Below are 24694 nucleotides of genomic sequence, written 5' to 3'. Positions count from 1 at the left end.
TGTACTGGATCCATGGCATCGCATCTGATCCAGGGCCGGACGGTGGACATGCCCGTGCGGGTGAGGGACGCCGAGGTGTGCAGCGCCCTCTACCCGGTGCGAGCCGACGCCGCGCGGGCGGTCATCGCCTACTCCGGACTCGACGTCGCCGAGGTGCTGCCCGGCAAGGCCGCCTGCCTGCTGGTGTTCATCGACTACCGCGACGGCGACCTCGACACCTACCACGAGTTCGGCGTGGCCTTCCTGGTGCGCAGGCCGGACGCGCCGAGATCGGTGGGGCTGGGCGAGCTGCGGCACGCGGGGGTGTTCGTGCACTGGCTGCCGGTGGACCAGGCGTTCACGCTGGAGGCCGGGCGGTCGCTGTGGGGGTTCCCCAAGGAGCTGGCGGACATCGAGCTGCGGCTGGCCTCGCCGTACAAGCGGTGCATCCTGCGCAAGGACGGGCGGCCGGTGCTCGACATGCTGATCAAGCCGGGCGTGCCGGTGCCGGGGGCGGGCGTGACGGCGCCGCTCGACGCGTACACGCACTGTGACGGGGTGACGCGGGTGGTGCCGTGGACCGTACGGGTGCGCGGTGCCCGGCTGCGCGCCGGCGGCGCGCTGATCCGCCTGGGCAACCACCCCGTCGCCAAGGAGCTGAGCGAGCTGGGGCTGCCCAAGCGGGCGATGTTCAGCACCACGGTGGCGCACGCCGCGATGTGCTTCGGCGAGGCCCGCGAGCTCTGACGCAAGGTTCCCAAGCTGGGACGCAGGACCGCGAGCTCTGAGCGGGCCGGGCGGACCGGTGGCAGGCCCAAAAGAAGGCCCGCCGGATCAGCGGCGGGTCAGACGATCGGCGGGCGGCCGAGCTTGACCATCCGCCACGCGGTACGCCACGCCATGGGACGCCGCTCGCCCGCCGACGTGCGCAGCCCCTCGATGAAGCCGCCGAACCACGCCTTGAGCGCGCCGGACGAGCCGCGCTCACGGATCAGCGTGAGCACCACCCAGTTGAGGAGGTAGATGACGGCGAGCGGCCACGGCAGGTTGCGCTTGGCCAGCCAGACGCGGTTGCGGGCGTTGAGGCGGTAGAACTCCGCGTGCCTGGTGGGCGGCACCTGCGGGTGGTACATCACCGTCTGGGCGTCGTACTCGATGCGGTAGCCCTCGCCCAGCAGCCGCCAGGCCAGGTCGGTCTCCTCGTGTGCGTAGAAGAACCGCTCGGGCAGCCCGCCGACCTGGAGAAAGGCCGAGCGCCGCACCGCGGACGCGCCGCCCAGGAACGTGGTGACCGGGGACGAGCGCTGCGGGTCGCCCGCGCGCAGGCGCGGCACGTGACGGCGCTGGCCGATGCCGCCGTCGGGATCCATCACCCGGAAGCTGATGACGGCCAGGTCGGGCTCGGTGGCGAAGCGGTCGCGCACGTGGGAGACGACCTTCTGGTCGGCGTACCAGCCGTCGTCGTCGAGGAACAGCACGACATCGCCGGAGCACTCCTCGACACCCCGGTTACGGCCGGCGGGGATGCCGGTGTTGTGCTCGAGCCTGATCGACTTCACGACCGCGGCCGAACCCTCGGGTGGCGTCGCCGACAACTCCGGCACGTCGGCTCCGTTGCCTACGATCACCACCTCGACGTCTCCGTCGACCTGGTTGAGCGCGGATTCGACCGCCCGGTTCAGCTCCGCGACCCGGTTGCCCATGGTGAGGATGACGCACGAGATCTTCAACGAATCACTGTCCTGACGCGTTGAGAACACGAGCGGAGCATTCTTTCATGATCACCGAGTCTGCTGGTCTGCATGGTCTGGATGGTGAAGCTAAGCGTATCGGAACCGACAGTGAACCCCCACCGAACCGCGGACGTCCGATCAATACGACGGACCAGACGCCCGAGCGGTTCCGGGCGAGATCAAGCAAGTCGCCTCGATGCCATGATGCTGATCAGATGCAGCACGACCTGCACCGCCGCCGCCACGGCGCAGGCCACGACCAGCACCCGCGTCGCCGTCGGCACGCCGGCCACCGCGTCGATGACCGCGGCCACGACCGCGAGCAGCGACAGCTCGATGGGCTGCACGATGCGGTGGAACCTGGTGGCCGCGAGCACCCGCCTGGCGAGCCCCAGCAGCCCCGAGCGGAACTGCACGGCCGCCGCCTCGCTGGAGGCGCCCAGCCCGCCCTTGGCCCTTGCCACCTCCACCAGGTCGCTTTCGGCCTTGATGAGGATCGCGCCGAGCGCCCCGGCGAAGCCGAGCACGGTGTACCAGTCGGGCAGCACCGCAGAGGCCCGCCAGCCGAGCCCGGCCAGTACGGCCGCCTCGGCGAAGTAGGCGCCGACCCGGTCGAGGTAGACGCCGGCGAGCGAGGTCTTGCCCGTCCAGCGGGCCAGCTCGCCGTCCGAGCAGTCGAGCAGCAGATAGACCTGGATGAGCAGGGCGGCGCCGACGGCCGCCCACAGCCCCGGCAGGGCGAGCACGAAACCGGCCGCCACCCCGGCCACCGTCATCACCCAGGTGAGCTGGTTGGGCGTGACCGGGGTCTTGGCCAGCGCCCAGGTGACGTAGACGGACAGCCGGCGCATGTAGAGCACGCCCGCCCAGTGCTCGCCGTTGCGGCGCTCCAGGTGGCCCGGGGGCTGGGCCACCTGTCTGAACTCAGCTAGCGAAGGCCCGGACATAGTCCCCCACCCGATCGCGGATCTCCGACTCCTGCATGCGCAGGTGTTCCAGGATCGTGTAACGGCCGGGGCGAGTGGCCGGGGCCAGCGCGACGACCTCGGCGAACTGCTCTTCCGTCAGCCCGATGTCGCCGGGCACGACGGGCAGCTCGTGGCGGCGCAGGCAGCCGACCACCTGCTGCACGCGGGCGTGGTCCTCACGCAGGAAGAAGCAGAAGGCGGCACCGATCCCGGCGAGCTCGCCGTGGTTGGAGGTGCCGGGGAAGAGCTGATCCACGGCATGAAGGATCTCATGATCTCCACCGCTCGCGGGCCGGGATGAGCCGGCGACCACCATGGACATGCCGGAGAGGATCAGCGACTCGGCGAGCACGGTCAGGAACGCGTCGGACTCGATCGAGTCGGTGCGCCCGATGAGCGCCTCGGCGGCGGTGCGCGACATCGAGCAGGCCAGGCCGTCGATGGGCTCGCCGCGCTCGACGTTGCCGAGCTGCCAGTCCTCGATCGCCGACAGGTTGCTGATGACGTCGCCGATGCCCGCCCGCACCAGCGACTTCGGTGCGTTGTGCACGAAGTCGAGGTCGACCAGGATGGCGAGCGGCATCGGCACCCCGAAGGTGCCCTTGCCGCCCTCGTAGACCAGCGAGGCCGTGGGCGAGCAGATGCCGTCGTGCGACAGGTTGGTGGCCACGGCGACCATGGGGATGCCGGCCAGCGACGCGGCGTACTTGGTGGCGTCGATCGTCTTGCCGCCGCCGACGCCCACCACCACCTCGTAGGCGCCCTTGCGCAGGTCGGCCCCGAGCGAGACGGCCGCGTCGACCGTGCCGTCGGCCACCCTGAACACCTCGGCCTCGCCCAGCGTGGGGGCGATGAGGCTCTCGATGTGGTCGCCCTGGCCGGGGCCGACGGCCACGGCGACCCGCCCGGAGGTGGCCACGCGGCTGTCGGCGAGCAGGGCGCCGAGCTCGGCCACCGCGCCCCGCCTGACGTCCATGGTCAGCGGCGCGGGCAACATCCTCGCGAGAAGCGGCATCCGCGCCTCCCTCAGTAGTGAACGGCGATGGCGCGGGCTTTGGCCAGGTCGTCGTGGTTGTCCACCTCGACCCAGTCGACCTCGCCGATGGGCGCGGTGTGGATGACCTCGCCGCGATCGACCATCTCCTGGTAGCCGTCCTCGTAGTAGAGCTGGGGGTCGCGCTCGAACGTGGCCTTCAGCGCGTCGGCCAGCCGGTCGGCGGCGCCGGGACGGATGAGGGTGGCGCCGATGTACTCGCCGTAGGCGTCGGCCGGGTCCATCAGCTTGGTGATGCGGCGCAGCGCCCCCTCGGGCGACAGCGTCACCTTCATCTCCTCGTCGGCCAGCTTCTTGACGTTGTCGACGGCGAGCAGCACGTCGCTGGTCTCGGGGGCCGACAGCAGGGTCTTCTCGACCGACACCGGGTGCACGGTGTCGCCGTTGACCAGCAGCACGCCCTGGGAGAAGTAGTCGCGCGCGCACCACAGGGAGTAGGCGTTGTTCCACTCCTCGGCCTTGTCGTTGTGCACGAGGGTGAGCTTGACGCCGTGGCGCTGCTCCAGCTCGTCCTTGCGCTCGTGTACGGCCTGCGCCGCGTAACCGACGACGATCACGACCTCGCGCAGGCCCACCTCGGCGAGATTGCGCAGCGAGATGTCCATGATCGTGGTTTCGCCGTCGACCGGCACGAGCGCCTTGGGCAGCGTGTCGGTGTACGGCCGCAGGCGTCGTCCGGCCCCGGCGGCCAGCACCATTCCCAGCAACGTGCACTCCTCAGTCAGCGAGACTCCGTGGCCCAAAGAGTATTCGTCTTTGGCCCCCGTGCGGGTAATCAGGCGTTAGTCTTGCGTTCCCGCATCCGCGGCTTCCACCCCGGTTCGCGAGGTGGCGAGCCAGCAGGTGAGGCTCTCCCAGCCGAAGAGCCCCCAGAGATAGAGCGCGAGGAGCGCGTAACCGCCGCTCAGCCGGCCTGACAGGGCGACCAGCGAGATCGCCATCATCCTGCCGTCCCAGCCGAGCCCGGCCGCGGGCAGCCAGGCCGGCGGGTAGACGCGCTGGCGCAGCCGGTAGACCAGATCGTAATGATGGAAGGCGAGCGCGCCGAGCAGCGCGAAGATCAGCGCGGGGTGCACCTGGTGCGCGAAGCCGCAGGCGGCGATGAAGGCGTACTCGATGAGGCGCAGGATCGGCGGCACCAGCCAGTCGAACCTGCCGTCGTGGGGGTGCGAGCTGCCGGGGCCGGCGAGCAGCAGCGTCACGGCGGGCGCGAACACCGCGAGCCCGTCGGCCCCCGCCACGCCGATGAGCAGCAGCACGCCCGTCACGAACGTGCCGGCGAGCACCGGCGGCAGCGGCGGGAGCTGCCCGGCGACGAGCAGGCCCATGGCGCGCGACAGCGGCCCGTCGTCGCGGTGGGCCACGACCGTGCTCCTGGGTACGGGGGTCATCTGCACGGAGATCATCTGGCCGACCTCGCGATCCGTCCGGCGAGCTGGTAGAGGGCGGCCACGCCGCCCCAGCACAGCAGCGACAGGAACGTCACGCGGGCGTCCCAGAGCGCGGCCGTGACGGCGATCAGCGCCATGCGCTCGCCGATGGGCAGCACGATGATCTTCTTGAGCCAGCGGGCGATCGTGTCGCGTTCGAGGCGGTGCGCGAGCTTGAGCACCCCTCCGGGCGCGCGGCGCAGGTCGCGCGACTCCAGCAGGGAGCGGGTGGGCCTGCCCCACGTCGCGCCGACGCGGACGCCGTCCTCGACCGCCCCCGCGTACGTGGCGTCGACGGCGTGCCTGACCACCTGGAGGACCATCGCGGCGACGGCGAGGTACCAGATGCCGGGGTCGGCGGACCCGGCGGCGAGGCCGACGTAGACGGCGTACTCCTTGAACCGGTCGGACATGCCGTCGGCCCACGCGCCGAGCGGGGTGAAGGTGCGCGTGTAGCGGGCGAGCTGGCCGTCGAGGCAGTCGAGCGCGAACGACAGGTAGAGCAGCACCGCGCCCAGCACCAGCGCGCCCCTGGTGCCGCCGGAGAACCACACGGCGGCCAGCACCGCGAGGCCCAGCGAGACACCGGTGACGGTGTTGGGGGTGACCTTGAGGCGTACGGCGGGCTTGATGAGGTGGCGGGTCCAGGTGGAGACGAAGAACGTGGCGAAGAAGCCGTCGTCGGCCTTGACCGAGCTGTCGAGCCTGACCTTGGCCTCGTCGACCTCGGCCAGGCGCTGCACGGCGGCGTCCGCGGCCTGCTGGCCGGCCACCCGGTCGGCGTGCAGCGGGCCGATCGCGGCGGCGCGCACGCTCACGCCCGACCTGACCAGCCCGACGAGCAGCAGATCGACCGCCTCGACCGGGGTGACGGGGCCGAGCCTGCCCTCCTCGGCCAGCTCTGCCAGCTCTTCCGCGACGTCGGCGAGCGTGCCCAGGTCGGACGCGCCGGCCATCAGCATGCCGCGGAAGGTGGCGTTGGCCTCGGGGACGAGGTGGAACGAGCTGCCCGCGGCGACGATCTTGCCGCGTTCGACGCGTACGGGCGGGCGCAGCGGGCCCGCGGTGGGGTCGTGGGAGATCAGGGCGCCGGTGCTGCGGGCGGGGTGTTCGAGGAGCAGCGCCAGCGTCTCGGTGTGGGCCACCAGGTCGGCGGGCAGCACGGCCACCGGGCCCGCGGACGTGCGTATGATCTTGGAGATGCCGCGCAGGTCGGCCGCGAGCCCGCCACCCGCGCTCATCACCTGCACTTCGCGCACGGGCAGCCTGGACAGCTGGTCGTTGAGCCGGTCGAGCAGGGTGCCGTCGCCGCTGAACAGCCTGCCTGCCGGGGTCGTGGCGAGCAGCACGACCGATGTGGTCGTGCCGTCGCGGGTCAATGAGTCGGGCAAAGCGCAGGTCTCCTCCCGGTCGGGGTGGAGTGCGGTGGACTGGGGGGTGCGTAGACACAGCGTAGCGACAGGTCAACGTCAGATCACGGAGCAGCACCGTTACGCTGCCCCTATGAATTCACGGCTGCGATCGGTTGGAGTGCTTCTCGCGGGCGGCGTGGGACAGCGGGTCGGGGCGGGCAGGCCCAAACAGCTCATCGAGGTCGCCGGGCGGACGATCATCGAGCATTCGCTGGCCGTCTTCGAGCGGGCACCGGAGATCGACGAGGTCGTGGTGCTGATGACGCCCGGATACGCCGACCGGGTGCGGGAGATCGTGGCGGCCGGCGGCCACCGCAAGGTGAGCAAGGTCGTGGACGGCGGCGCCACCCGCACGGAGAGCACGTGGCGGGCCCTGCAGGCGCTCGGCGACGACGAGTGCAACGTGCTGCTGCACGACGCCGTACGCCCCCTCCTGGAGCCCCGGATCATCACGGAGTGTGTCCGGGCCTTGGAGACCCACGAGGCCGTCAACGTGGCGATCCCGAGCTCCGACACCATCTTCACGGCCGTCGCCCGCGACGGCGGCGAGGTGATCGGCGAGGTGCTCGACCGGTCGCGGCTGCGGCGCAGCCAGACCCCGCAGTGCTTCCGGCTGTCGGTGATCAGGCGGGCGTACGAGCTGGCGATGGCCGACCCCGGCTTCGCCGGCGGCACCGACGACTGCGGCGTGGTGCTGCGCTACCTGCCCGAGGTGCCGATCCACCTGGTCGCGGGCAGCGAGCGCAACATCAAGGTCACCCATCCGGCCGACCTGCACATCGCGGAGCTGCTGTTCGAGCTGCCCGCGCCGGTGCCGCGCGGCGCCGGCGACGCGCTGGCCGGCCAGGTCGTGGCCGTGGTGGGCGAGACCGTGCCCTCCGCACCGTGGGGCGGCGCCGACGTCCGCATGCTGACCAGGGCCGACGGCGTGCGCGCCGAGGACTACGACTCGGTGGCCAAGGCGCTCGGCGACGTGGGGCCGGTGGACCACGTGGTGTTCGCGGCGGGCCAGGGTCACCGGGGCGGGCTCGTCCAGGCCAGGGGCGAGACCGTCGCCGACGCGGTCGCGGCCGGTCACCTGGGCGCGCTCAACGTGGCCCGCGCCGCCCGGCCGCACGTGCGCCGCAGCCTGCTGTTCCAGGTGCCGCCCGGCTCGGGGGCGCTGCACGCGTCCTGCGCGGCGGCGGTGGCCGCGCTGACCCGGGCGCTCGCCCGCGAATGGGCCGCCGACGGCATCCGGGTCAACTGCGTTGATACCGGGGCTTCTCCCGACCTGGCCGCGCAGACCTCGCTGGACATTCTCATCTCCGACCTATCAGGGCAAGTCATAGACGTGCGCGTTGACCGCGCTTGACCCGCACCTTGTTACCGTGCGTTCGCATGAGGAGACTCATCGTGAGCGCGGCGCTGCTCGGCTGCTACCCCGTCCTGCTGGTCGCGGCCCTGTTGCCGGCGCCCCTGCTCTTCGGGCTGGTCGCCGCCGCGTCGTACGCCGTCGAGTACGCCGCACCGCGCGCCGCCCGCCCCCTCACCGACGCGCTCGGCAAGGTGCACCTCGGCATCACGCTGCGCTTCGCGGCGCGGGAGATGCTGGCGCTGCTGCTGGTCGCGCGCGTGGCGGGCGCGCAATCGCCGTGGTTCGCGGCGCTGGCGGCCGGGATGCTCGCGATCCACGGCGTACGCGCCCTGCACAGCGGCCTCGCCCTGCGGCTGCGGCAGATGCTCAGCAGGATGCCGGTCACCACCCGCAACCTCGACGTCTCCGCGCTGCGCATCCCCAAGATGCCGGCCAAACCGCTGCGTGACAGCCGCAGCCTGCCCTTCCTCTACCTGGACGCCCTGCCGGTGCTCGGCGCCGTCCTGGGGGCCGCCCCCGCCACGCTGGGGGCCGCTTTGGCGCTCGCGGCCGGGCTCGCCGGGGCGCTCGCGCTCATCCCGTACGTACGCCGCGCCGCCCCGCTCACCGACCGCGCCCGCGTCCTGCAGGTCGTCGGCGAGCAGGTCGAGCGCTACAAGCCCGAGGTCATCCTCTACTTCTCCGGCGCCACCGCCGCCGCCTACCAGGCCAGGATGTGGCTGCCCGTCCTCGAACGCATCCGCCGCCGCGCCATCGTCGTCCTGCGCGAGCGCGGCATGGCCGCCCACCTCGAGGACACCAGCCTGCCCATGGTGTGCATCCCCTCGTCCGCCGATCTCATGAGCTTCCGCGCCCTGACCAGCGCCAAGCTCTGCCTGTACGTCTCCAACGTCGGCAGGAACGTCCACATGCTGCGCATCCCCACCCTGCGCAGCGTGTTCCTCAACCACGGCGACAGCGACAAAGAAGCGTCGTTCAACCCGTTCTCCCGCGTGTACGACGAGGTGTGGGTGGCCGGTCCCGCAGGCCGCGACCGCTACCGGCGGGCCAAGGTGGGCGTCAGGGACGAGAACATCCACGAGGTCGGCAGGCCGCAGCTCGAAGGCATCTCGACCAAGGGGCCCGACCTGCCGTACAGGACCGTCCTGTACGCCCCCACCTGGGAGGGCTGGAACGACGACCTCTTCCACACCTCGCTCATCACCATGGGCCCGCGTATCGTGCGCGCGCTGCTCGACCACCAGCCGCCGCTGCGCATCATCTACAAGCCGCACCCCCTCACCGGGCACCGCGACAAGGCCGCCACCCGGGCGCACCGCAAGATCGTCGCCATGATCGAGGCCGCCGAACTCGCCAAGTCCAAGGCCCGCCACCCCTCCCGCGCCACCGCCGAACAGCCGCACATCCGCCACCTCATCGTCACCGGGCCGGAACCGCACCTGTACGACTGCTTCAACGAGTGCGACATGCTGATCAGCGACATCTCCAGCGTCGTCGCCGACTTCCTGGCCAGCGAGAAGCCGTACGCCGTCACCAACGTCACCGGCCTGCCCGAGGCCGCCTTCCACGAGCGGTACCCGAGCACGGAGGCGGGCGTGCTGATCAACTCGGACCTGTCGGGGCTCGCCGAGTTCCTGGACGGCGAGGACACCCTCGCCAGGGCCCGCATCAAGCTCCGCAGCTACTTGTTCGGCCCTGAGTATCCGGACGCGATGGCCCGCTTCGACGCCGCCATCGAACGAGTCTTCGCCGAATCCTGACCGCCGCCCCTCCCCTTCGCATCAAAGGGACCTCACCGAAGTACGGCGCAGGCTTCAAGACGGGGTCGGTGAGGACGCATCGCCCCCGAAGGGCTCCTCACCCGCGCCGCTCCCCTCCTCTCCGAGAGGACCTCGCCGAAGTACGGCGGGGTCCTCGAACGCCGTCGTCAGGCGCGGGGCCCGTGCGACGGCCCGCTGAGCGCGTAGGGCCTCCAAGCGGCACGGCGCTCCCCGAGCGGGCGGGAGCTTCAGGCCGACGGCAAGGGGCTCGGGCGGTCCTGGCGAGCGGGCGGGCGCCGGGGCCGGCGGGGTTCCCCGGGCGCGGTCCAACGCGCACGACGTCCCTCGCACGCGGGCGGCCCCCGCCGGGGTGTCGGCGGGGGCCGGGGTGAGCGGAAGGGTCAGCGTTGAGGGCGGGAGAGTTTCTTCGGGCTGGTGAGGAAGCCCCAGCCCCAGGAGCAGTGCATGGTGGCGTACACGATCGGCAGCCACAGCCGCGAGCTCAGCGGCAGCCCGCCGCCGGTCAGCACGGACCCGGCCACGATGGCGACCACGTACCCGCCGGGGATGACGAGCCCGAGCGGGAAGAACGGCGAGACGACGAGCCCGAGCAGCATCGCCAGCACGGCGGCGGGCGGCGCGAGGTAGCGGAGGTTGATCGTGCCCTCGTGCGTGCGGGCCACCACGCGGCGCCAGCGCCCGTAGTGGAAGTACTGCTTGGCGAGCGCCTTGACGTTGGGCCGCGGCCGGTACGAGACCCGCATGCGCGGCTGGAACCACACGAGCCCGCCGGTCTGGCGGATGCGGTGGTTCATCTCCCAGTCCTGGGCGCGCAGGAAGTGCTCGTCGTAGCCGCCCACCCGGTCGAGCGCCGAGCGGCGGAAGACGCCAAGGTAGACGGTGTCGGCGGGGCCGGCGGTGCCGCCGACGTGGAAGGCGGCGGCGCCCACCCCGATCTTCGAGGTCATGGCGCAGGCGACGGCCTTTTCGAAGGGGGTGACGCCTTCGGCGGCCATGATGCCGCCGACGTTGTCCGCGCCGGTCTCGGCCAGCGTCTCGACGGCGACGCGCAGGTAGTCGCGGGGCAGCATGGCGTGCCCGTCGACTCTGGCGACGATGCCGTTGCGCGAGGCGGCGATGGCCGCGTTGAGCGCGTTGGGCGTGCGTCCTGTCGGGTTGGGAACGACCGTCACGCGGCGGTCGGACGCGGCGATGGCGTCGGCGACCTCCTGGGTGCGGTCTTGGGACGGCCCCACGGCGAGGACGACCTCGATCTCGCCGGGGTAGTCCTGGGCGAGCACCTGTTCGACGGCCTCGCGGAGGTGCCGTTCCTCGTTGAGGACCGGCATGATGACGGAGATGGGGGGCCAGCCGCGCGTCTCCGCGGGCGCGTGCGGCGAGTCGGGGAACTGCTTCATGGCGGGGCTCACGCTACTGTACGACCGAGGGAGGAGGGCAATCCAACGCCCGATACTCCGGCGTGAAAAGGGGGACGGGATGGGCGACCCGGGCGAGGAGGACGGCGGTGTGCTCGTGGGCGGCGACGCCTACGGCGGCGTCAGGCTCGCGCCGGTCCGTACCCGGAGGCCGCGCAGGAGCGCGAAGGCCCGCCGCAGAAACCTGATCCTCGCCGGTTTCCTGTCCTCGTGCGTGCTGGTGACGACGGGCGTGGTGTGGGCGACGCCGCGGCAGATCGGTACGGTCGACGCGGGGGTGACCGCGCCCGCGTCGAGCGGGGCGGAGAACATCCTGCTCGTCGGCGTGGACAAGCGCGACGATCTCACCCGCCAGCAGCAGAACCGCCTCAAGCTGGGCCGCGAGTCCGGTCAGCGCACCGACACGATGATGGTCATCCACCTGTCGGAGGACCACAAGAAGGTGACCGTGGTGAGCCTGCCGCGCGACACCTGGGTGACGATCCCCGGCAAGGGCGAGCACAAGATCAATTCGGCGTACCAGTTCGGCGGGCCGAAGCTGGCCAAGCAGACGGTCGAGGCGGTGACCGGGCTGGAGATCAACCGCTACATCGAGGTCAACATCCTGGGCTTCATCGACGTCGTCGACTCGCTCGGCGGGGTCACGGTGTGCACGCCGGTGCCGATCAACGACACCAAGATCGACCTCAATCTCCCGGCCGGCACCCATCAGCTCGACGGCGTGCGGGCGCTGGGCTACGCCCGTACGCGCGCGACCGCGCGTGCGGATCTCGACCGCATCGACCGCCAGCAGCAGGTCATCTCGGCGCTGCTCAACCGGGCGCTGAGCGCCGACACGCTGGCCAATCCGGCCAAGCTGGCCTCGTTCGTCAACTCCACGCTGAGTACGGTGAAGGTCGATCCGGACGACGGGCTGCTGGGCCTGGCCACGCAGCTGCGCGACGTGTCGCTGGACGACGTGAAGTTCGCCGAGGTGCCGCTGGCCGACGTCGACTTCAAGACGCCGACCGGCGAGTCGGCGGTGCTGTGGGACAAGGCGGCGGCGCGCGAGATGTTCGCGAAGATCGACCGGGACGAGGATCCCGGCAAGCCGTCCGCGCCGGCCTCGCCGAAGCCTTCGGCCAAGCCGTCCGCGCCCTCGCCCGGCGAGATCTCGCTCAAGGTCAAGAACGGCACGCTCATCACGGGGCTCGCGGCCCGCACGAAGGAGGCGCTGGTCGCGTACGGGTTCAAGGTGCCGGGCCAGCCCGGCAACACCAATAAGAAGGACTACAAGCAGACCTTCATCCGGTACGGCGCGGGCTTGGCGGAATCGGCGAAGGTGGTCGCTCAGGCCATTCCCGGCGCCGAGCTGCGCGAGGCGGACATCGACGGCATCGAGGTGATTCTGGGCACCGATCAGCCGAAGGTGCGGCAACGCAAGTCCAGCGCCACGCCAAGTGCGAAGCCGAGCGTTACACCGAGCACCAAAACGGCAATGCAGAACATATGTAAGAAATAGGTATAACAATCCGGGTGACGGGCAGGTGAGCCCCATGGTGGTCGAGTGCTGGCGAGAGGACCACTGCACGGTTCTGCACGTCGTAGGCGATCTCGATGTCGCCGGAGCGCCCCGGCTCCGCTCCGAACTCGAGCAGGCGGTGTCCACCGATGGGGCTTCAGACGGGTCCGCCGCCGGCCCTCCCAGAGTGGTGGTCGATCTGACCGAGGTGCCGTTCTGCGATTCGGTCGGGCTCGGCGTGCTCGTGGCCGCGTACAACATGATCCACAATTTGCACGGCCGGATGATCCTCGTCGTCGGGCCGGGAATGATCCGCCACCTGCTGACGATCACTCATCTGGACCGCCATTTCGAGATGAGCGAATCCCTCAACGCGGCACGCGCCACGCTCGGCAGCGCCGCCTGACCGTTTCACCGCCGTACGCCTTCCGCCGCCGCGGGAGGCGTACGCCATCGCGCGTGGAGGCCGTCACGTTGTTCGAGCAGTTCCCCGAGCCCGCGCGATCGCAGCTCGCCGCCGCCTTCGACGAGGGGCGGACGCGGCCTGAGTGGTGTTTCACGCGGGAACGGGCGCGGCTTGCGTACTGGACGCCCATCCCCGGCTCCGAGCCGATGATCGTCTGGCAGTTCGAGCCGGGCCCCGACCCCGGCACCGCCGCCGAGCTGCTCCGCCACAGCCTGCGCGAGCTCGGCCTGCGCAAGGCCATCCACGACATCACGCTGCCGCCCGGCCTCACGCCCGCCGTCGATCGCGCGGTCGAGCATGAGGCGCTGCTCGCGGCCGGGTTCGTGATGGAGGTGGAGCGGCTGCTGCTGGAGTGGGCGGCGGGCAGCGACCTGCCGGACGAGCCGGGGCGGCTGACGTACCGGGCCGCGCGGCGCATGGACCCCGGCGAGGTGATCCGCCTGCTCGTCCGCATCTCCGAAGGCTCGCTCGACCACGACACCAGGGTCGAGGTGGCCACGTCGGGCGCGGAGGCCGAGGCCCGCTGGACGTACGACGACCTGATGGCGCGCAAGGCCAAGCCCGACTGGTTCGTCATCGGCTACCTCGGCGACTCGCCCGTCGGCCTCGTGGCCCCCGACGACCACTCCATCGCCTACATCGGCGTCGTCCCCGAGCACCGCGGCCACGGCTACGTCAACGACCTGCTCGCCCACGGCACCCGCACGCTCGCCGCCGAAGGGCTGCGCCGCATCGTCGCGGCCACCGACGTCGCGAACGTCCCGACCGCCGCCGCCTTCCGCCGTGCTGGATACTCGGAGATCGGCCGGCTGTTCCGCTACTACTGGAGGACATGGTGAGACTCGGGGTCATGTACGACAGGGACCTTCCGCCCGAGCAGCTCGTCCCGTTCGCGCGAGCGCTCGACGAGACGTCCGTGCACGACCTGTGGGTCGTCGAGGACCTCGGCTGGACCGGCGGCGTCTCGGCGGCGGCCACCGCGCTCGCCGCCACGTCCCGGCTGCGCGTCGGCATCGGCATCACGCCGGCGCCCCTGCGCAACCCGGCGCTGCTGGCCATGGAGCTGGGCAACCTCGCCCGGCTGCACCCCGGGCGGCTGGCGGCGGGCATCGGCCACGGCGTGGGCGACTGGATGCGCCAGGTGGGCGCGGCCGTCCCCTCGCCGCTCTCCCTCCTGGAGGAGACGATCACGTCCGTACGCGCGCTGCTGCGCGGCGAGCGCGTCACCCTCGACGGCAAGGAGGTGCACCTGGACGGGATCTCGCTGGTGCACCCGCCGGTCGTCGTACCGCCGGTGCTCGCCGGCGTGAAGGGGCCGCGCTCGCTCGCCCTGTCGGGGCGGGTGGCCGACGGCACGATCCTGCCCGAGGGCATCGCGCCCGCCGACCTGCCCGGGTACGTCACCCGCATCGGCGGCGGTCCCGGGCACGAGCTGGTCGTGTTCGCGTACCTGCGGCTCGGCGACGAGACCGAGCAGACCCGCGCGGCCGTGGCCGGGCAGGCCGGGTTCCTGGGGGTGGCGCCCGAGCAGGTGGCGGTCGCCGGTGGCACGCCTGCCGAGGCCGCCGCGCACGTCAAGGAGCTGTGGGCCGCCGGGGCCGCCACGGTGGCGGTGCGCCCGCTCGGAGCCGATCCGCTGGGGCAGGTGCAGGCGCTGCTGTCGGCGCTCTGAGCGGAGCCGGCCTTTCGGGGCGGTCGGCGACCACCTGAGCCGGGTCCCGCCACGGGACCGGCCGAAAGGCCGATGCCGCGGGGGTCGCGTTCGTCCGGACGGCCGATGACCGGGCCGCGCCGCTCGGCCAGCATCATGGGGCATGAGGCATATCGCGGCACTTGCGGCGTGTACGACGCTCCTCGTGACGGCCACCGCCGGCTGCAGCCTGGACGCCGAGGAGGTGCACGCCTCCCGAACGTTCCCCCACACGGGCGACAGCCTGAAGATCGACGTGCCCATGGGCGGCGTCCGCGTGCTCCCGGGCTCGCAGGGCACCGTCCAGGTCGAACGCTGGCTGCGCGGCAAGGCGGCCACCGACGACCCCTCGTGGTCCCTGCGCGACGGCACCCTGCGGCTCAGCGCCGGCTGCAACCTTGTCTTCGGCGACTGCGGCGCCCGCTACCACGTCAAGGTCCCGCCCGGCGTCCGGCTCTCGGTCGAGGCGGAGGACGGCGTCATACTCAACGGCCTGGCCCAGGACGTCGACGCGGTCAGCCACGAAAACATCGAGGTCGACCGCGCCTCCGGGCGGCTGCGGCTGCGCAGTGAGGGTCCCGTGCGGGGCACCGGCCTCACATCGCGGGACGTACGCGTCCGCACCGATTACGGCGCCATCAACCTGGCCTTCACCTCCCGTCCCGGCAAGCTCGACCTGAAGTCGAACGACGGGCCGGTGACGGCGCGGGTGCCGTCGGGCGCGTACGCCGTCACCGCCGTCACCGAGACCGGGCGGCGGCAGACGGAGGTCGAGCACGACCGCCACGCCGACGCCACGATCGTGGCCCGCAGCGACACGGGCGACGTCCGCATCCTGAAGAAGTGACCGCCCGCCGGAGCCGCCGCGCCTCCGGAAAACGACCACCCGCCGGACCGTGCTGACCACGTCGTCGGTCTGGGCGTCCATGCCGGGGCCGGCGAGCGCGGAGCTCGGGGCCGCCAGGATGGCGAGTGCGGAGGACAGTCCTCAGGTGGTGGCCACCAGCTCCACCTCGAAGCCGTCCTCGTTCTCCAGGTAGGCCGCGTAGTGGGCGTCACCGCCCGCGTACGGATGCCGGTCGGGGAACATCAGCGTCCACCCGTACGCGGCCGCCTCCTCCACCAGCTCGTCCACCCGCTCGCGGCCCCCGGCGTGGAAGGCCAGGTGGTTGAGCCCCGGCCGCAGCCGCTCGTGCCGGTCGGAGGTCAGCGCCGGCGACTGCTCGACCACCACGTACGTCTCCCCCAGCCGCCAGCTCCGCCCGTCGGGCCAGTCCTGGAAGGCGGCGTACCCGAGCGCTTCGAGCAGCCACCCCCAGCTCTTCACGGCCCGCCCCAGGTCGGGAACCCAGATCTCGATGTGATGCACCATCCCCGCAGCCATGCGCCCGACCTTACGCCGCCCCGCCGGGGCACGGTCTGCGCACCATGTGCGCACGCTGCCCGGGTCACTGTTCGCCTCCGGCCTGCCGGTGATCCTCGCGCTCTCCGCGATCCGCTTCGCGGCCTCACACGGCCTGACCGCAGGACGCGGCGCTCTCCCGCACGATCTCCATGGCCAGGACCACGTCGGTCACGACGTGGTCCGCGTCATTGTGCGGGTCGGGCCACGTGCCCCGGTCGATGCGGATGGTGCTCAGACCTGCCGCGCGCCCTCCGGCGATGTCGGCGATGAGGTGGTCACCGACCATCCACCCGCCGTCGGCGCATGCCGCACCGCACCGGCCGGCGGCTATCTCGAAGAGCCTGACGTCGGGCTTGCGGATGCCCTCGACGCCCGAGAGCGCATAAGCGTCAACAGCGTCGGCCAGACCTGTGGCCTGCAGTTTGCCGAGCTGGCTGTCGGCCATGCCGTTGGTGACGATGGCGACCTTCCAGCCGGCCTCGCGCAGCCGGGCGAGACCGTCCATCACTTCGGGACGGCACCGGACCAAGTGCGGCATCCGCCTCCGATAGCCCGCCCAAAGCTCCTCCACCGATGCCTTGAGGCCGAAGTGCTCACGGGCCAGCGTGAAGAACTTCGCGCGGTGCGGAAAGCCGGCCCTGTCCAAGCCGATCAGCCAGTCCACCGCACCGCTGCCGAGATCATGGTCTGCGGCGAACTCCGCCGCCCACACCTGGAACGCCTCGTCCCGGTTCACGAGCGTGTTGTCGAGATCGAAGAGGGCGAGACGCTGCATGACCCGATCGTATGGGCGCGAGGCGTCTCCGTGCGCTCTGCTCCGTGTTCGCCGGAACAGCCACGGAACAGCGCCCGTTGAGCGCCGGGCCCGGGTGTCGGCGGGCCCCGGCTCTCCGCTGTCGGGAACCGGGGTTTCCGCTGCTCAGCGCCCTACTTGAGGAGCTGGCGGGCCATCACCATGCGCTGGATCTGGTTGGTGCCCTCGTAGATCTGGGTGATCTTGGCGTCGCGCATCATGCGCTCGACCGGGAAGTCCTTCGTGTACCCGTACCCGCCCAGGAGCTGGACGGCGTCGGTGGTGATCTCCATGGCGGCGTCCGAGGCGAGGCACTTGGCGGCGCTCGACAGGTACGTGAGGTCCTTCTGCGGCTCGCCGTTCATGGCGCGTTCCGACTTGGCCGCCGCGTGGTACGTGAGCTGCCTGGCCGCCTCGAGTTTCATGCCCATGTCGGCGATCATGAACTGCAGGCCCTGGAAGTCGGCGATGGGCCGGCCGAACTGCTTGCGCTCCTTGACGTACCCGATCGCGAAGTCGAGCGCACCCTGGGCGATGCCGATGGCCTGGGCGGCGATGGTGATGCGGGTGTGGTCGAGGGTGGCGAGTGCGGTCTTGAAGCCGGTGCCCGGCTCGCCGATCATGCGGTCGGCCGGGATGCGGACGTTGTCCAGGATGACCTGGCGGGTGGGCGAGCCCTTGATGCCGAGCTTCTTCTCCTTGGGCCCGAAGGACACGCCTTCGTCCGACTTCTCCACGACGAAGGCGGAGATGCCGCGCGCGCCGGCCGACGGGTCGGTGACGGCCATGACGGTGTAGTACTCGCTCACGCCGGCGTTGGTGATCCACATCTTGGTGCCGTTGAGCACGTACGCGTCCCCGTCGCGGACGGCCCGCGTCTTCATGGACGCGGCGTCGGAGCCCGCCTCGGGTTCCGACAGCGCGTACGAGAACATCGCCTCCCCGCGCGCCACCGGCGGCAGGTAGCGGGACTTGAGCTCCTCGGAGGCCGACAGCAGCAGCGGCACGGTGCCGAGCTTGTTGACGGCCGGGATCAGGGACGACGACGCGCAGGCGCGGGCCACCTCCTCGATGACGATGACCGTGGCGAGCGCGTCGGCCCCGGCGCCGCCGTACTGCTCCGGCACGTGCACCGCGTGCAGCTCCGCCGCCACGAGCGCCTTGTAGACGTCCCAGGAGAACTCCTCGGTCTCGTCGATCTCGGCGGCGTGCGGCGCGATCTTCTCGTCGGCCAGGGCCCGCACGGTCTCCCTGAGCATGTCGTGCTCTTCGGCGGGCGCGTAAAGAGGGAAGCTCATGCTTCAGATACTAGGACGTCCGACCAGATTGTTACCAGCTAGTACGGTTTGCGAAGATGCGCAGGTGGCACGTACGAGGTAGCGAGGCCCCGGTAGCATGCCTGCCTGCGCGATCGAAAGGAGCCCACTCGTGCCATACCGCCTCACGGTGATCGGGACCGGCTACCTCGGAATCACCCATGCGGCGTGCATGGCTGATCTCGGGTTCGAGGTCCTCGGCCTTGACGTCGACGCCGACAAGATCCGACGTCTCAACGCCGGCGACCTCCCCATTCACGAACCCGGTCTCGAACCCGTGCTGCGCCGTGGCCTCGAATCAGGGCGGCTCCGCTTCACCACCTCGTACGAGGAGGCCGCCGCGTTCGGCGACGTGCACTTCATCTGCGTCGGCACGCCGCAGAAACGCGGCGAGTACGCCGCGGACGTCTCCTACATGGACAGCGCTGTCGAATCCCTCGCCCCGCTCCTCGACCGCGAGTGCCTGGTCGTGGGCAAGTCGACGGTCCCCGTCGGGACCGCCGAACGCCTGGCCGACAAGCTCGCCCGGCTCGCCCCCGCCGGCGCCCAGGCCGAGCTGGCCTGGAACCCCGAGTTCCTGCGCGAAGGCTTCGCCGTCGAGGACACCCTCCACCCCAACCGCATCGTGCTCGGCGTGCGCAGCGAGCGCGCGGAGAAGATCCTGCGCGAGGTGTACGAGCCGATCGGCGACGTCCCGATCGTGGTGACCGACTACGCGACGGCCGAGCTGGTCAAGACGGCCGCGAACGCGTTCCTCGCCACCAAGATCTCCTTCATCAACGCCATGGCCGAGGTCTGCGAGGCCGCGCACGCCGACGTGACGCTGCTGTCCGAGGCCCTGTCGTACGACGACCGCATCGGCGGGCGCTACCTCAACGCCGGGCTCGGCTTCGGCGGCGGCTGCCTGCCCAAGGACATCAGGGCCTTCATGGCGCGCGCCGGCGAGCTGGGCGCCGACCAGGCGCTGACGTTCCTGCGCGAGGTGGACGCCATCAACATGCGCCGCCGTGCCCGCATGGTCGATCTGGCCCGCGAGCTGGCCGGCGGCTCCTTCCACGGCTGCACGGTCGGCGTGCTCGGGGCGGCGTTCAAACCGGACTCCGACGACATCCGCGACTCGCCGGCGCTCGACGTCGCCGTCACGATCGGCCACCAGGGCGGGACGGTCACCGTGTACGACCCCATCGCCCTCGACAACGCCCGCAAGGCGCACCCCGAGCTGAACTACGGCGAATCGGCCATCGAGGCGGTACGCGGGGCGCACGTCGTGCTGCTGCTCACCGAGTGGCAGGAGTTCGTCCGGCTCGACCCGGAGGAGCTGGGGGCCGTCGTCGCCGCCCGGCGCATCGTGGACGGGCGCAACGCGCTCAACGCCGAGGCCTGGCGCTCGGCCGGCTGGCACTACCGCGCACTCGGCCGCCCCTGACCGCCCCCTTCCGCATCCGCCCCGACCAGCCGACCCGGCCCCTTCGGGTGACGCCTCGGGCGTGGCATGGTCAGGTCAGGTGGCGTACCCACTGGGTGAGCAACGGGCGGTAGCCCCGGCGCGCCCAGAACGGGGTGGAGAGCGGGTTCGGCAGGGCGTGGTGGAGCAGCATGGACGACACGCCCTCCGCCGCCGCGTGCGCGTGGGCGACCTCGGCCAGTGCCGCCCCGATGCCACGCCCCCGTGCCGACGGCTCGACGTACATCACCCCGAGGTAGGCGACCGGCGCGTCGTTCACCCACCCCGCGATCCACCGGGCGCGTACGGGCGGCTCGACGATGACGCAGCCCACCGGCTCGCCGTCCACCTCGGCCAGCCAGCACCACTCCAGCGGCAGCACCTCGCCCGCCACCGACTCCCTGATCCTGACCGGGGTGGACGGCCTGGGCGTCACCCAGCCGAACTGGGCGTCGAAGGCGGCCAGGCGTTCGTACAAGGCCGAGACCGCGTCCACATCGCCGTGGCCCGCCGCGCGGATCTTCACCGGCGAGGCGGGCGGAGCGGGCGCGTCATGCGGGCGCAGGCGGTGGACGGAGACCGCCACGGTGGGGGCGAAGCCGCGTACGGCCAGCGCTCTGACCGGGACGGTGTCGCGGCTCGGCCACACGACGCTCAGCGCCTGCTCGGGCTCGTCGCCGCGCGGCATGTCCAGCCAGCGGTCGAGCAGCGCCCCGAGGGCCTTCTCCGGGTCGGGACCGGACACCCGGGCACGCAGCCGGTGCACGACCAGCGGCGACCACGCGGCCTGGAGGCCGCCGGGGTCGAGCCGGTCCACGTTCACCAGACCGACGCCGCCGGGCACCTCGAGCGGCACGTCGTGCTCTCTGACGACCAGCGCGCCCTGGTCGGCCACGAGCGGGTCAACAGCGCGTACGCGGGCCTCGTGGCCCTTGATCGGGTCGTCGTCCATGGCTCGGCACCCTATCCGCGGAAAACCCCAGGATAAAAGGCATGTGCCCCTTTCGGACATCCGCAAGAGCCCGCCGGCGCGGACCCGACCGCCGGCGCTCCCGGCCACCAAGGAACGCTCTGCCAGGGGCCGGGCCGGAACCGCGCGGCGACGACACGCGAGGGGCGCCGGGAGGGGCACGTGAGAGGCTCGGCGCCGGGATCTGCGCGGCGCCCGCACGCGACTACAGCTCGGCGGCCTCGGCGCGGAGGCGCTCGCCCTTCGCGTACGCCTGCTCCTTCAGCTTCTCCTGGAACTCCTCCATCCGCGCCCGCAGCCCCTCGTCGGACGCGGCGAGGATGCGGACGGCGAGCAGGCCGGCGTTGCGGGCGCCGCCGACGGCGACGGTGGCGACGGGCACCCCGGCCGGCATCTGCACGATCGACAGCAGGGAGTCCATGCCGTCGAGGTACTTCAGCGGCACCGGGACGCCGATCACGGGCAACGGGGTGACGGAGGCGAGCATGCCGGGCAGGTGGGCGGCGCCGCCGGCACCGGCGATGATGACCTTGATGCCCCGGGAGGCGGCCTGGCGGCCGTACTCGATCATCTCGATCGGCATGCGGTGGGCGGAGACCACGTCGGCCTCGAACGGCACGCCGAACTCGGCGACCGCCTCGGCGGCGGCCTTCATGACCGGCCAGTCGGAGTCGCTGCCCATGACGATGGCGACGGTCATGTGTACTCCCCTGTCATGAGGTAGACGGCGGCGTGGCGGGCGCGGGCGCGCACCTTCTCCAGGTTGGAGCCGAGCGCGGTGACGTGGCCGATCTTGCGGCCCGGCCGCACCTCCTTGCCGTAGAAGTGCAGCTTGATGCCGGGGTCGTGGGCGAGCACGTGCTCGTAGCGCTTGAACAGGTCGGGGTCGTCGCCGCCGAGCAGGTTGGCCATGACGACGTGCTGGGCGGTCATGCGGGGCGAGCCGAGCGGCAGGTCGAGCACGGCGCGCAGGTGCTGCTCGAACTGCGAGGTGGTGGCACCCTCGATGGTCCAGTGGCCGCTGTTATGCGGGCGCATGGCCAGCTCGTTGACCACGATGCCGCGCGCGGTCTCGAACATCTCGACGGCCAGCAGCCCGGTGACGCCCAGCTCGTTGGCGATCTGCAGGCCGATGTGCTGGGCGCGCGCGGCGGCCTCGGGGTCGAGGTCGGGGGCGGGCGCGATGACCTCGACGCAGATGCCGTCGCGCTGGACGGTCTCGACGACGGGGTAGCTGACGCCCTGGCCGTGGGGCGAGCGGGCGACCAGCACGGCCAGCTCGCGCTCGAACGGCACGAACGCCTCGGCCATCAGCTCGACGCCGGTCGCGAACGCCTCGGCGGCCTCCTCGGGCGTGCGGCACACCCACACGCCGCGCCCGTCGTAGCCGCCGCGCACGGCCTTGAGCACGACGGGCCAGCCGTGGGACTCGGCGAACGCGGTGACGTCGTCGAGCGTCGCCACGCGCCGCCAGGCCGGGCAGGGCACGCCGATGGCGCTCAGCCGCTCGCGCATGACCGCCTTGTCCTGGGCGTGGACGAGGGCGTCGGCGCCGGGACGGACGGTGACGCCGGCGGCGGTCAGGGCCTTGATGTGCTCGGTGGGCACGTGCTCGTGGTCGAACGTGACGACGTCGCACCCCTGGGCGAACTCGCGGAGCACATCAAGATCGCGATAGTCTCCGATGCGCGTGTCGACGACGACCCTGGCCGCGCTCTCGCCGGGATTGTTGGCCAGCACCCGCAACTCGACGCCGAGCGCGATGGCGGGCGGCTGCGACATCCTGGCGAGCTGGCCCGCGCCGACGATGCCGACGACCGGTCCGATGGGGCTGATGGCACTCACGCCAGGTGAGCTTACCGGGACGCAACCACTTACCCCGCCCGGCCCCGGACCTTCCGGATGATCGTCACGGCTCGTCAGCGGGCCGATCAGGTGCGGGAGCTGGACGACCGTCCCAGGTCGGCCTGACCGGCACGACCGCCCAGCGATTCGCGTGCCCTCGAACCGCAGGGAAGCGTAATGCCTACTTAACGGGCATGCCGCACATAAGGCGTTTTTTCTGCAGACCATCTTTGCGGGGTATGTTCGTACGCCTGACACCCGGCCTGCATCGCGGCCGGTACGCTGAGTGGACCACGCTCGACGTGGGTCACGCCCGGCACGGACGTCACGCCCCGACGTGAACCACGCCCGGCGTGGCGAGGCTCGACGAGGGAAGGGACCCAGCAGAGACGTGACTTTCGCCAAGCGGCTCTACCAGCGGTTCGCCTCTCTCGTGCACGAGCTGGCCAAGTTCGGCAGCATCGGGGCGGTCGCGTTCGTCCTCGACACGAGCCTGCTCAACCTCTGCAACGTCGTCATCGGCCTCGGCCCGCTGACCTCCAAGGTCGTCGCCACCACGATCTCCACGACCTTCGCCTACCTCGGCAACCGCTACTGGACCTTCCGCCACCGCGAGCAGAGCGGCCTCGGCCGCGAATACTTTCTGTTCTTCCTGCTCAACGGCATCGCCCTGCTGTTCGGCATGCTGACGATCGGCTTCACCACGTACACGCTGGGCCTGCACGACACGCTCAGCTTCAACATCGCCAACATCGTGGGCGTCGGGCTCGGCACCCTGTTCCGTTACTGGTCGTACAAGAAGTGGGTGTTCCTGGAGGCCACCGAGCCCATCCCCGTCGAGCTGCCGGAGAGCGGCGTCAGGCAGGACCGCTGACCACCCTGTTGCGGCCGTCGTCGTCGGCCGGGCGCAGGAAGATGGCGAACGTCGCAGGCCTGCGCCGCACCAGCTCGAGCCGGCCGCCGTCGGCGGCCGCCAGCGCGCGGGCCAGCGTCAGGCCGAGTCCGGTGCCTCCGCCGCCGCTGACGTTCCTGTCGAAGATCTTGGGAGCGATGTCGTCGGCGATGCCGGGGCCCTCGTCGGACACCTCGATCACCACGTAGTTGTCGCCACAGGTGGTGGAGACGGTGACCGTGCCGCCGCCGTGCCGCAGGGAGTTCTCCAGCAGCGAGGCGATGACCTGGCCGAAGCCGCCCGTGGTGGCCATCGCCTTGAGCCCGCGCATGCCTTCGAGCCGCAGCTCGCGGCCGGCGTCCTTGAACACCGGCTCCCACTCGGTCATCTGCTGCGACAGCACCTCGTCCACGGCCACCGGCTCGGCCTGGGCGTGCCGTTGCCGCCGGGCCGCGGCGAGCAGCTCGTCGATGACCGCGGTGAGCCGCTCGGCCTGCACGATCGCCGCCTCGCCCTCCTCGCGGACCACATCGGGCTCGTGGGCCGAGGCCACGATCTCCTCCAGCCGCATCGTCAGCCCTGTCAACGGGGTGCGGAGCTGGTGCGAGGCGTCGGTGGCGAACTCGCGCTCGCGCGTGAGCAGGTCGGAGATGCGGGTGGCGCTGCGGTCGAGCACCTGCGCCACGCGATCCAGCTCCGGGATGCCGTAGCGATGCTTGCTCGGCCGCGCGTCACCCGACCCCAACCTGTCGGCGATCTTCGCCAGGTCCTGCAACGGCAGCGTGAGCCGCCGCGACTGGACGACGGCCAGGCTCACGGCGACCGCCAGCGCGGCGCCGGCCAGCGCCACGATGAGCAGCAGCCGAGCCCGTACGTCCTGCTCGACCTGGTCGCGGTCGCGACTGATGCGCACATAGATGCCGGTATTGGTCTGGGCGTCCTCGGTCATCAGGTGACCCGACGGCGGGGGGTCGCCGACGACGGTCACCCTCAGGGGGGTTCCGCGTTCCCAGATCTGTATGAATCTGCCCGGATACTTCTGTTCCAGTTGCTGGGGGTCGAGCGGCGTCTCCTGGATGCGGGCGTACTCCACCTCGCCCACGAGACGCTTGGCCTCCGCCCCGAGCTCCTTAGCCGCCTCATCCACGATCAGGCGGCTGACGACGACGCCCAGGGGGACCCCCAGCAGCAGGACCGCGATGACCGCGACGAGCAGCGTGGAGGAGAGCAGTCGGCGGCGCAT

Annotated in this window: 24 protein-coding genes; 10 read left to right on the top strand and 14 right to left on the bottom strand. The window is 71.4% G+C overall.

Translation table 11 applies throughout. The features are described from left to right. Positions 1-12: 12 nt before the first annotated feature. Positions 13-726, top strand: a complete 714-nt coding sequence (locus ACGFIM_RS22445; RefSeq protein ID WP_393203160.1) for an acetoacetate decarboxylase family protein — start codon at positions 13-15, stop codon at positions 724-726. Positions 727-824: 98 nt separating this feature from the next. Here the strand turns inward: ACGFIM_RS22445 and ACGFIM_RS22440 are convergent, their stop codons facing one another. The 6 genes from ACGFIM_RS22440 to ACGFIM_RS22415 form a co-directional block, all read right to left on the bottom strand. Beyond that, entirely contained in the window at positions 825-1709 is an 885-nt protein-coding gene (locus ACGFIM_RS22440; RefSeq protein WP_393203158.1) for a glycosyltransferase family 2 protein, read from the bottom strand. A 182-nt stretch (positions 1710-1891) separates the two neighbouring features. After that, entirely contained in the window at positions 1892-2659 is a 768-nt protein-coding gene (locus ACGFIM_RS22435) for a CDP-alcohol phosphatidyltransferase family protein (RefSeq protein ID WP_393203156.1), read from the bottom strand. After that, complete coding sequence (locus ACGFIM_RS22430) at positions 2637-3677, bottom strand: iron-containing alcohol dehydrogenase family protein (RefSeq protein ID WP_393204166.1); 1041 nt, start codon at positions 3675-3677, stop codon at positions 2637-2639. The genes ACGFIM_RS22435 and ACGFIM_RS22430 overlap by 23 nt, the downstream gene beginning before the upstream one ends. A gap of 29 nt (positions 3678-3706) precedes the next feature. Beyond that, the gene (locus ACGFIM_RS22425; protein ID WP_393203154.1) at positions 3707-4441 is read right to left on the bottom strand and encodes a sugar phosphate nucleotidyltransferase; all 735 of its coding nucleotides are present in this window, start codon (positions 4439-4441) and stop codon (positions 3707-3709) included. Positions 4442-4516: 75 nt separating this feature from the next. After that, the gene (locus tag ACGFIM_RS22420) at positions 4517-5140 is read right to left on the bottom strand and encodes a DUF5941 domain-containing protein (RefSeq protein ID WP_393203152.1); all 624 of its coding nucleotides are present in this window, start codon (positions 5138-5140) and stop codon (positions 4517-4519) included. Beyond that, complete coding sequence (locus tag ACGFIM_RS22415; RefSeq protein ID WP_393203150.1) at positions 5137-6555, bottom strand: CDP-alcohol phosphatidyltransferase family protein; 1419 nt, start codon at positions 6553-6555, stop codon at positions 5137-5139. The genes ACGFIM_RS22420 and ACGFIM_RS22415 overlap by 4 nt, the downstream gene beginning before the upstream one ends. Before the next feature lie 112 nt (positions 6556-6667). Here ACGFIM_RS22415 and ACGFIM_RS22410 point away from each other — a divergent pair, with 112 nt between their 5' ends. Both ACGFIM_RS22410 and ACGFIM_RS22405 read left to right on the top strand, forming a co-directional pair. Further along, complete coding sequence (locus ACGFIM_RS22410; protein WP_393203148.1) at positions 6668-7930, top strand: SDR family oxidoreductase; 1263 nt, start codon at positions 6668-6670, stop codon at positions 7928-7930. A 26-nt stretch (positions 7931-7956) separates the two neighbouring features. Further along, positions 7957-9693 carry a CDP-glycerol glycerophosphotransferase family protein gene (locus tag ACGFIM_RS22405; RefSeq protein WP_393203146.1) on the top strand — a complete coding sequence of 579 codons (1737 nt, stop codon included), beginning with the start codon at positions 7957-7959 and terminating at the stop codon, positions 9691-9693. Between the two features lie 401 nt (positions 9694-10094). Here ACGFIM_RS22405 and ACGFIM_RS22400 read toward each other — a convergent pair whose 3' ends face one another. Then, on the bottom strand, positions 10095-11111 hold the full coding sequence (locus tag ACGFIM_RS22400; protein WP_393204164.1) for a glycosyltransferase family 2 protein: 1017 nt from the start codon (positions 11109-11111) through the stop codon (positions 10095-10097). 79 nt (positions 11112-11190) lie between these two features. On the opposite strand from ACGFIM_RS22400, the gene ACGFIM_RS22395 reads away from it, so the two are divergent. From ACGFIM_RS22395 to ACGFIM_RS22375, 5 genes are all read left to right on the top strand, one after another. Beyond that, complete coding sequence (locus ACGFIM_RS22395; RefSeq protein WP_393203144.1) at positions 11191-12630, top strand: LCP family protein; 1440 nt, start codon at positions 11191-11193, stop codon at positions 12628-12630. Between the two features lie 34 nt (positions 12631-12664). Further along, positions 12665-13036 (top strand): STAS domain-containing protein, encoded by a 372-nt coding sequence (locus ACGFIM_RS22390; protein WP_393203142.1) that lies wholly within the window; start codon positions 12665-12667, stop codon positions 13034-13036. A 53-nt stretch (positions 13037-13089) separates the two neighbouring features. Then, the gene (locus tag ACGFIM_RS22385; protein ID WP_393203140.1) at positions 13090-13935 is read left to right on the top strand and encodes a GNAT family N-acetyltransferase; all 846 of its coding nucleotides are present in this window, start codon (positions 13090-13092) and stop codon (positions 13933-13935) included. After that, on the top strand, positions 13929-14768 hold the full coding sequence (locus tag ACGFIM_RS22380) for an LLM class flavin-dependent oxidoreductase (RefSeq protein ID WP_393203138.1): 840 nt from the start codon (positions 13929-13931) through the stop codon (positions 14766-14768). The genes ACGFIM_RS22385 and ACGFIM_RS22380 overlap by 7 nt, the downstream gene beginning before the upstream one ends. A gap of 184 nt (positions 14769-14952) precedes the next feature. Then, positions 14953-15633: a hypothetical protein gene (locus ACGFIM_RS22375; protein WP_393203136.1), complete on the top strand. Its 681-nt coding sequence runs from the start codon at positions 14953-14955 to the stop codon at positions 15631-15633. 141 nt (positions 15634-15774) lie between these two features. Here ACGFIM_RS22375 and ACGFIM_RS22370 read toward each other — a convergent pair whose 3' ends face one another. From ACGFIM_RS22370 to ACGFIM_RS22360, 3 genes are all read right to left on the bottom strand, one after another. Continuing rightward, positions 15775-16170, bottom strand: a complete 396-nt coding sequence (locus tag ACGFIM_RS22370; RefSeq protein WP_393203134.1) for a VOC family protein — start codon at positions 16168-16170, stop codon at positions 15775-15777. A 124-nt stretch (positions 16171-16294) separates the two neighbouring features. Next, positions 16295-16966 (bottom strand): HAD family hydrolase, encoded by a 672-nt coding sequence (locus tag ACGFIM_RS22365; protein WP_393203133.1) that lies wholly within the window; start codon positions 16964-16966, stop codon positions 16295-16297. Positions 16967-17118: 152 nt separating this feature from the next. Continuing rightward, entirely contained in the window at positions 17119-18282 is a 1164-nt protein-coding gene (locus tag ACGFIM_RS22360) for an acyl-CoA dehydrogenase (protein WP_393203131.1), read from the bottom strand. Between the two features lie 130 nt (positions 18283-18412). On the opposite strand from ACGFIM_RS22360, the gene ACGFIM_RS22355 reads away from it, so the two are divergent. After that, the gene (locus ACGFIM_RS22355) at positions 18413-19726 is read left to right on the top strand and encodes a UDP-glucose dehydrogenase family protein (RefSeq protein WP_393203129.1); all 1314 of its coding nucleotides are present in this window, start codon (positions 18413-18415) and stop codon (positions 19724-19726) included. 70 nt (positions 19727-19796) lie between these two features. On the opposite strand, the gene ACGFIM_RS22350 is transcribed toward ACGFIM_RS22355, so the two are convergent. The 3 genes from ACGFIM_RS22350 to ACGFIM_RS22340 form a co-directional block, all read right to left on the bottom strand. After that, positions 19797-20696 (bottom strand): GNAT family N-acetyltransferase, encoded by a 900-nt coding sequence (locus tag ACGFIM_RS22350; RefSeq protein ID WP_393203127.1) that lies wholly within the window; start codon positions 20694-20696, stop codon positions 19797-19799. Between the two features lie 223 nt (positions 20697-20919). Beyond that, complete coding sequence (gene purE, locus ACGFIM_RS22345; RefSeq protein ID WP_393203125.1) at positions 20920-21414, bottom strand: 5-(carboxyamino)imidazole ribonucleotide mutase; 495 nt, start codon at positions 21412-21414, stop codon at positions 20920-20922. Beyond that, a complete protein-coding gene (locus ACGFIM_RS22340) occupies positions 21411-22559 on the bottom strand; it encodes a 5-(carboxyamino)imidazole ribonucleotide synthase (protein ID WP_393203123.1) in 1149 nt (382 codons plus the stop codon). The genes purE and ACGFIM_RS22340 overlap by 4 nt, the downstream gene beginning before the upstream one ends. 391 nt (positions 22560-22950) lie before the next feature. On the opposite strand from ACGFIM_RS22340, the gene ACGFIM_RS22335 reads away from it, so the two are divergent. Beyond that, positions 22951-23433 carry a GtrA family protein gene (locus ACGFIM_RS22335; RefSeq protein ID WP_393203121.1) on the top strand — a complete coding sequence of 161 codons (483 nt, stop codon included), beginning with the start codon at positions 22951-22953 and terminating at the stop codon, positions 23431-23433. Here ACGFIM_RS22335 and ACGFIM_RS22330 read toward each other — a convergent pair. After that, positions 23417-24694 carry an ATP-binding protein gene (locus tag ACGFIM_RS22330; RefSeq protein ID WP_393203120.1) on the bottom strand — a complete coding sequence of 426 codons (1278 nt, stop codon included), beginning with the start codon at positions 24692-24694 and terminating at the stop codon, positions 23417-23419. The genes ACGFIM_RS22335 and ACGFIM_RS22330 overlap by 17 nt on opposite strands.

This window comes from Nonomuraea sp. NPDC049309 (assembly GCF_043196965.1).
Taxonomy (GTDB): domain Bacteria; phylum Actinomycetota; class Actinomycetes; order Streptosporangiales; family Streptosporangiaceae; genus Nonomuraea; species Nonomuraea fastidiosa.
Note: the sequence above shows the minus strand (reverse complement) of the source record. Positions and strands in the feature narration are given on the sequence as shown.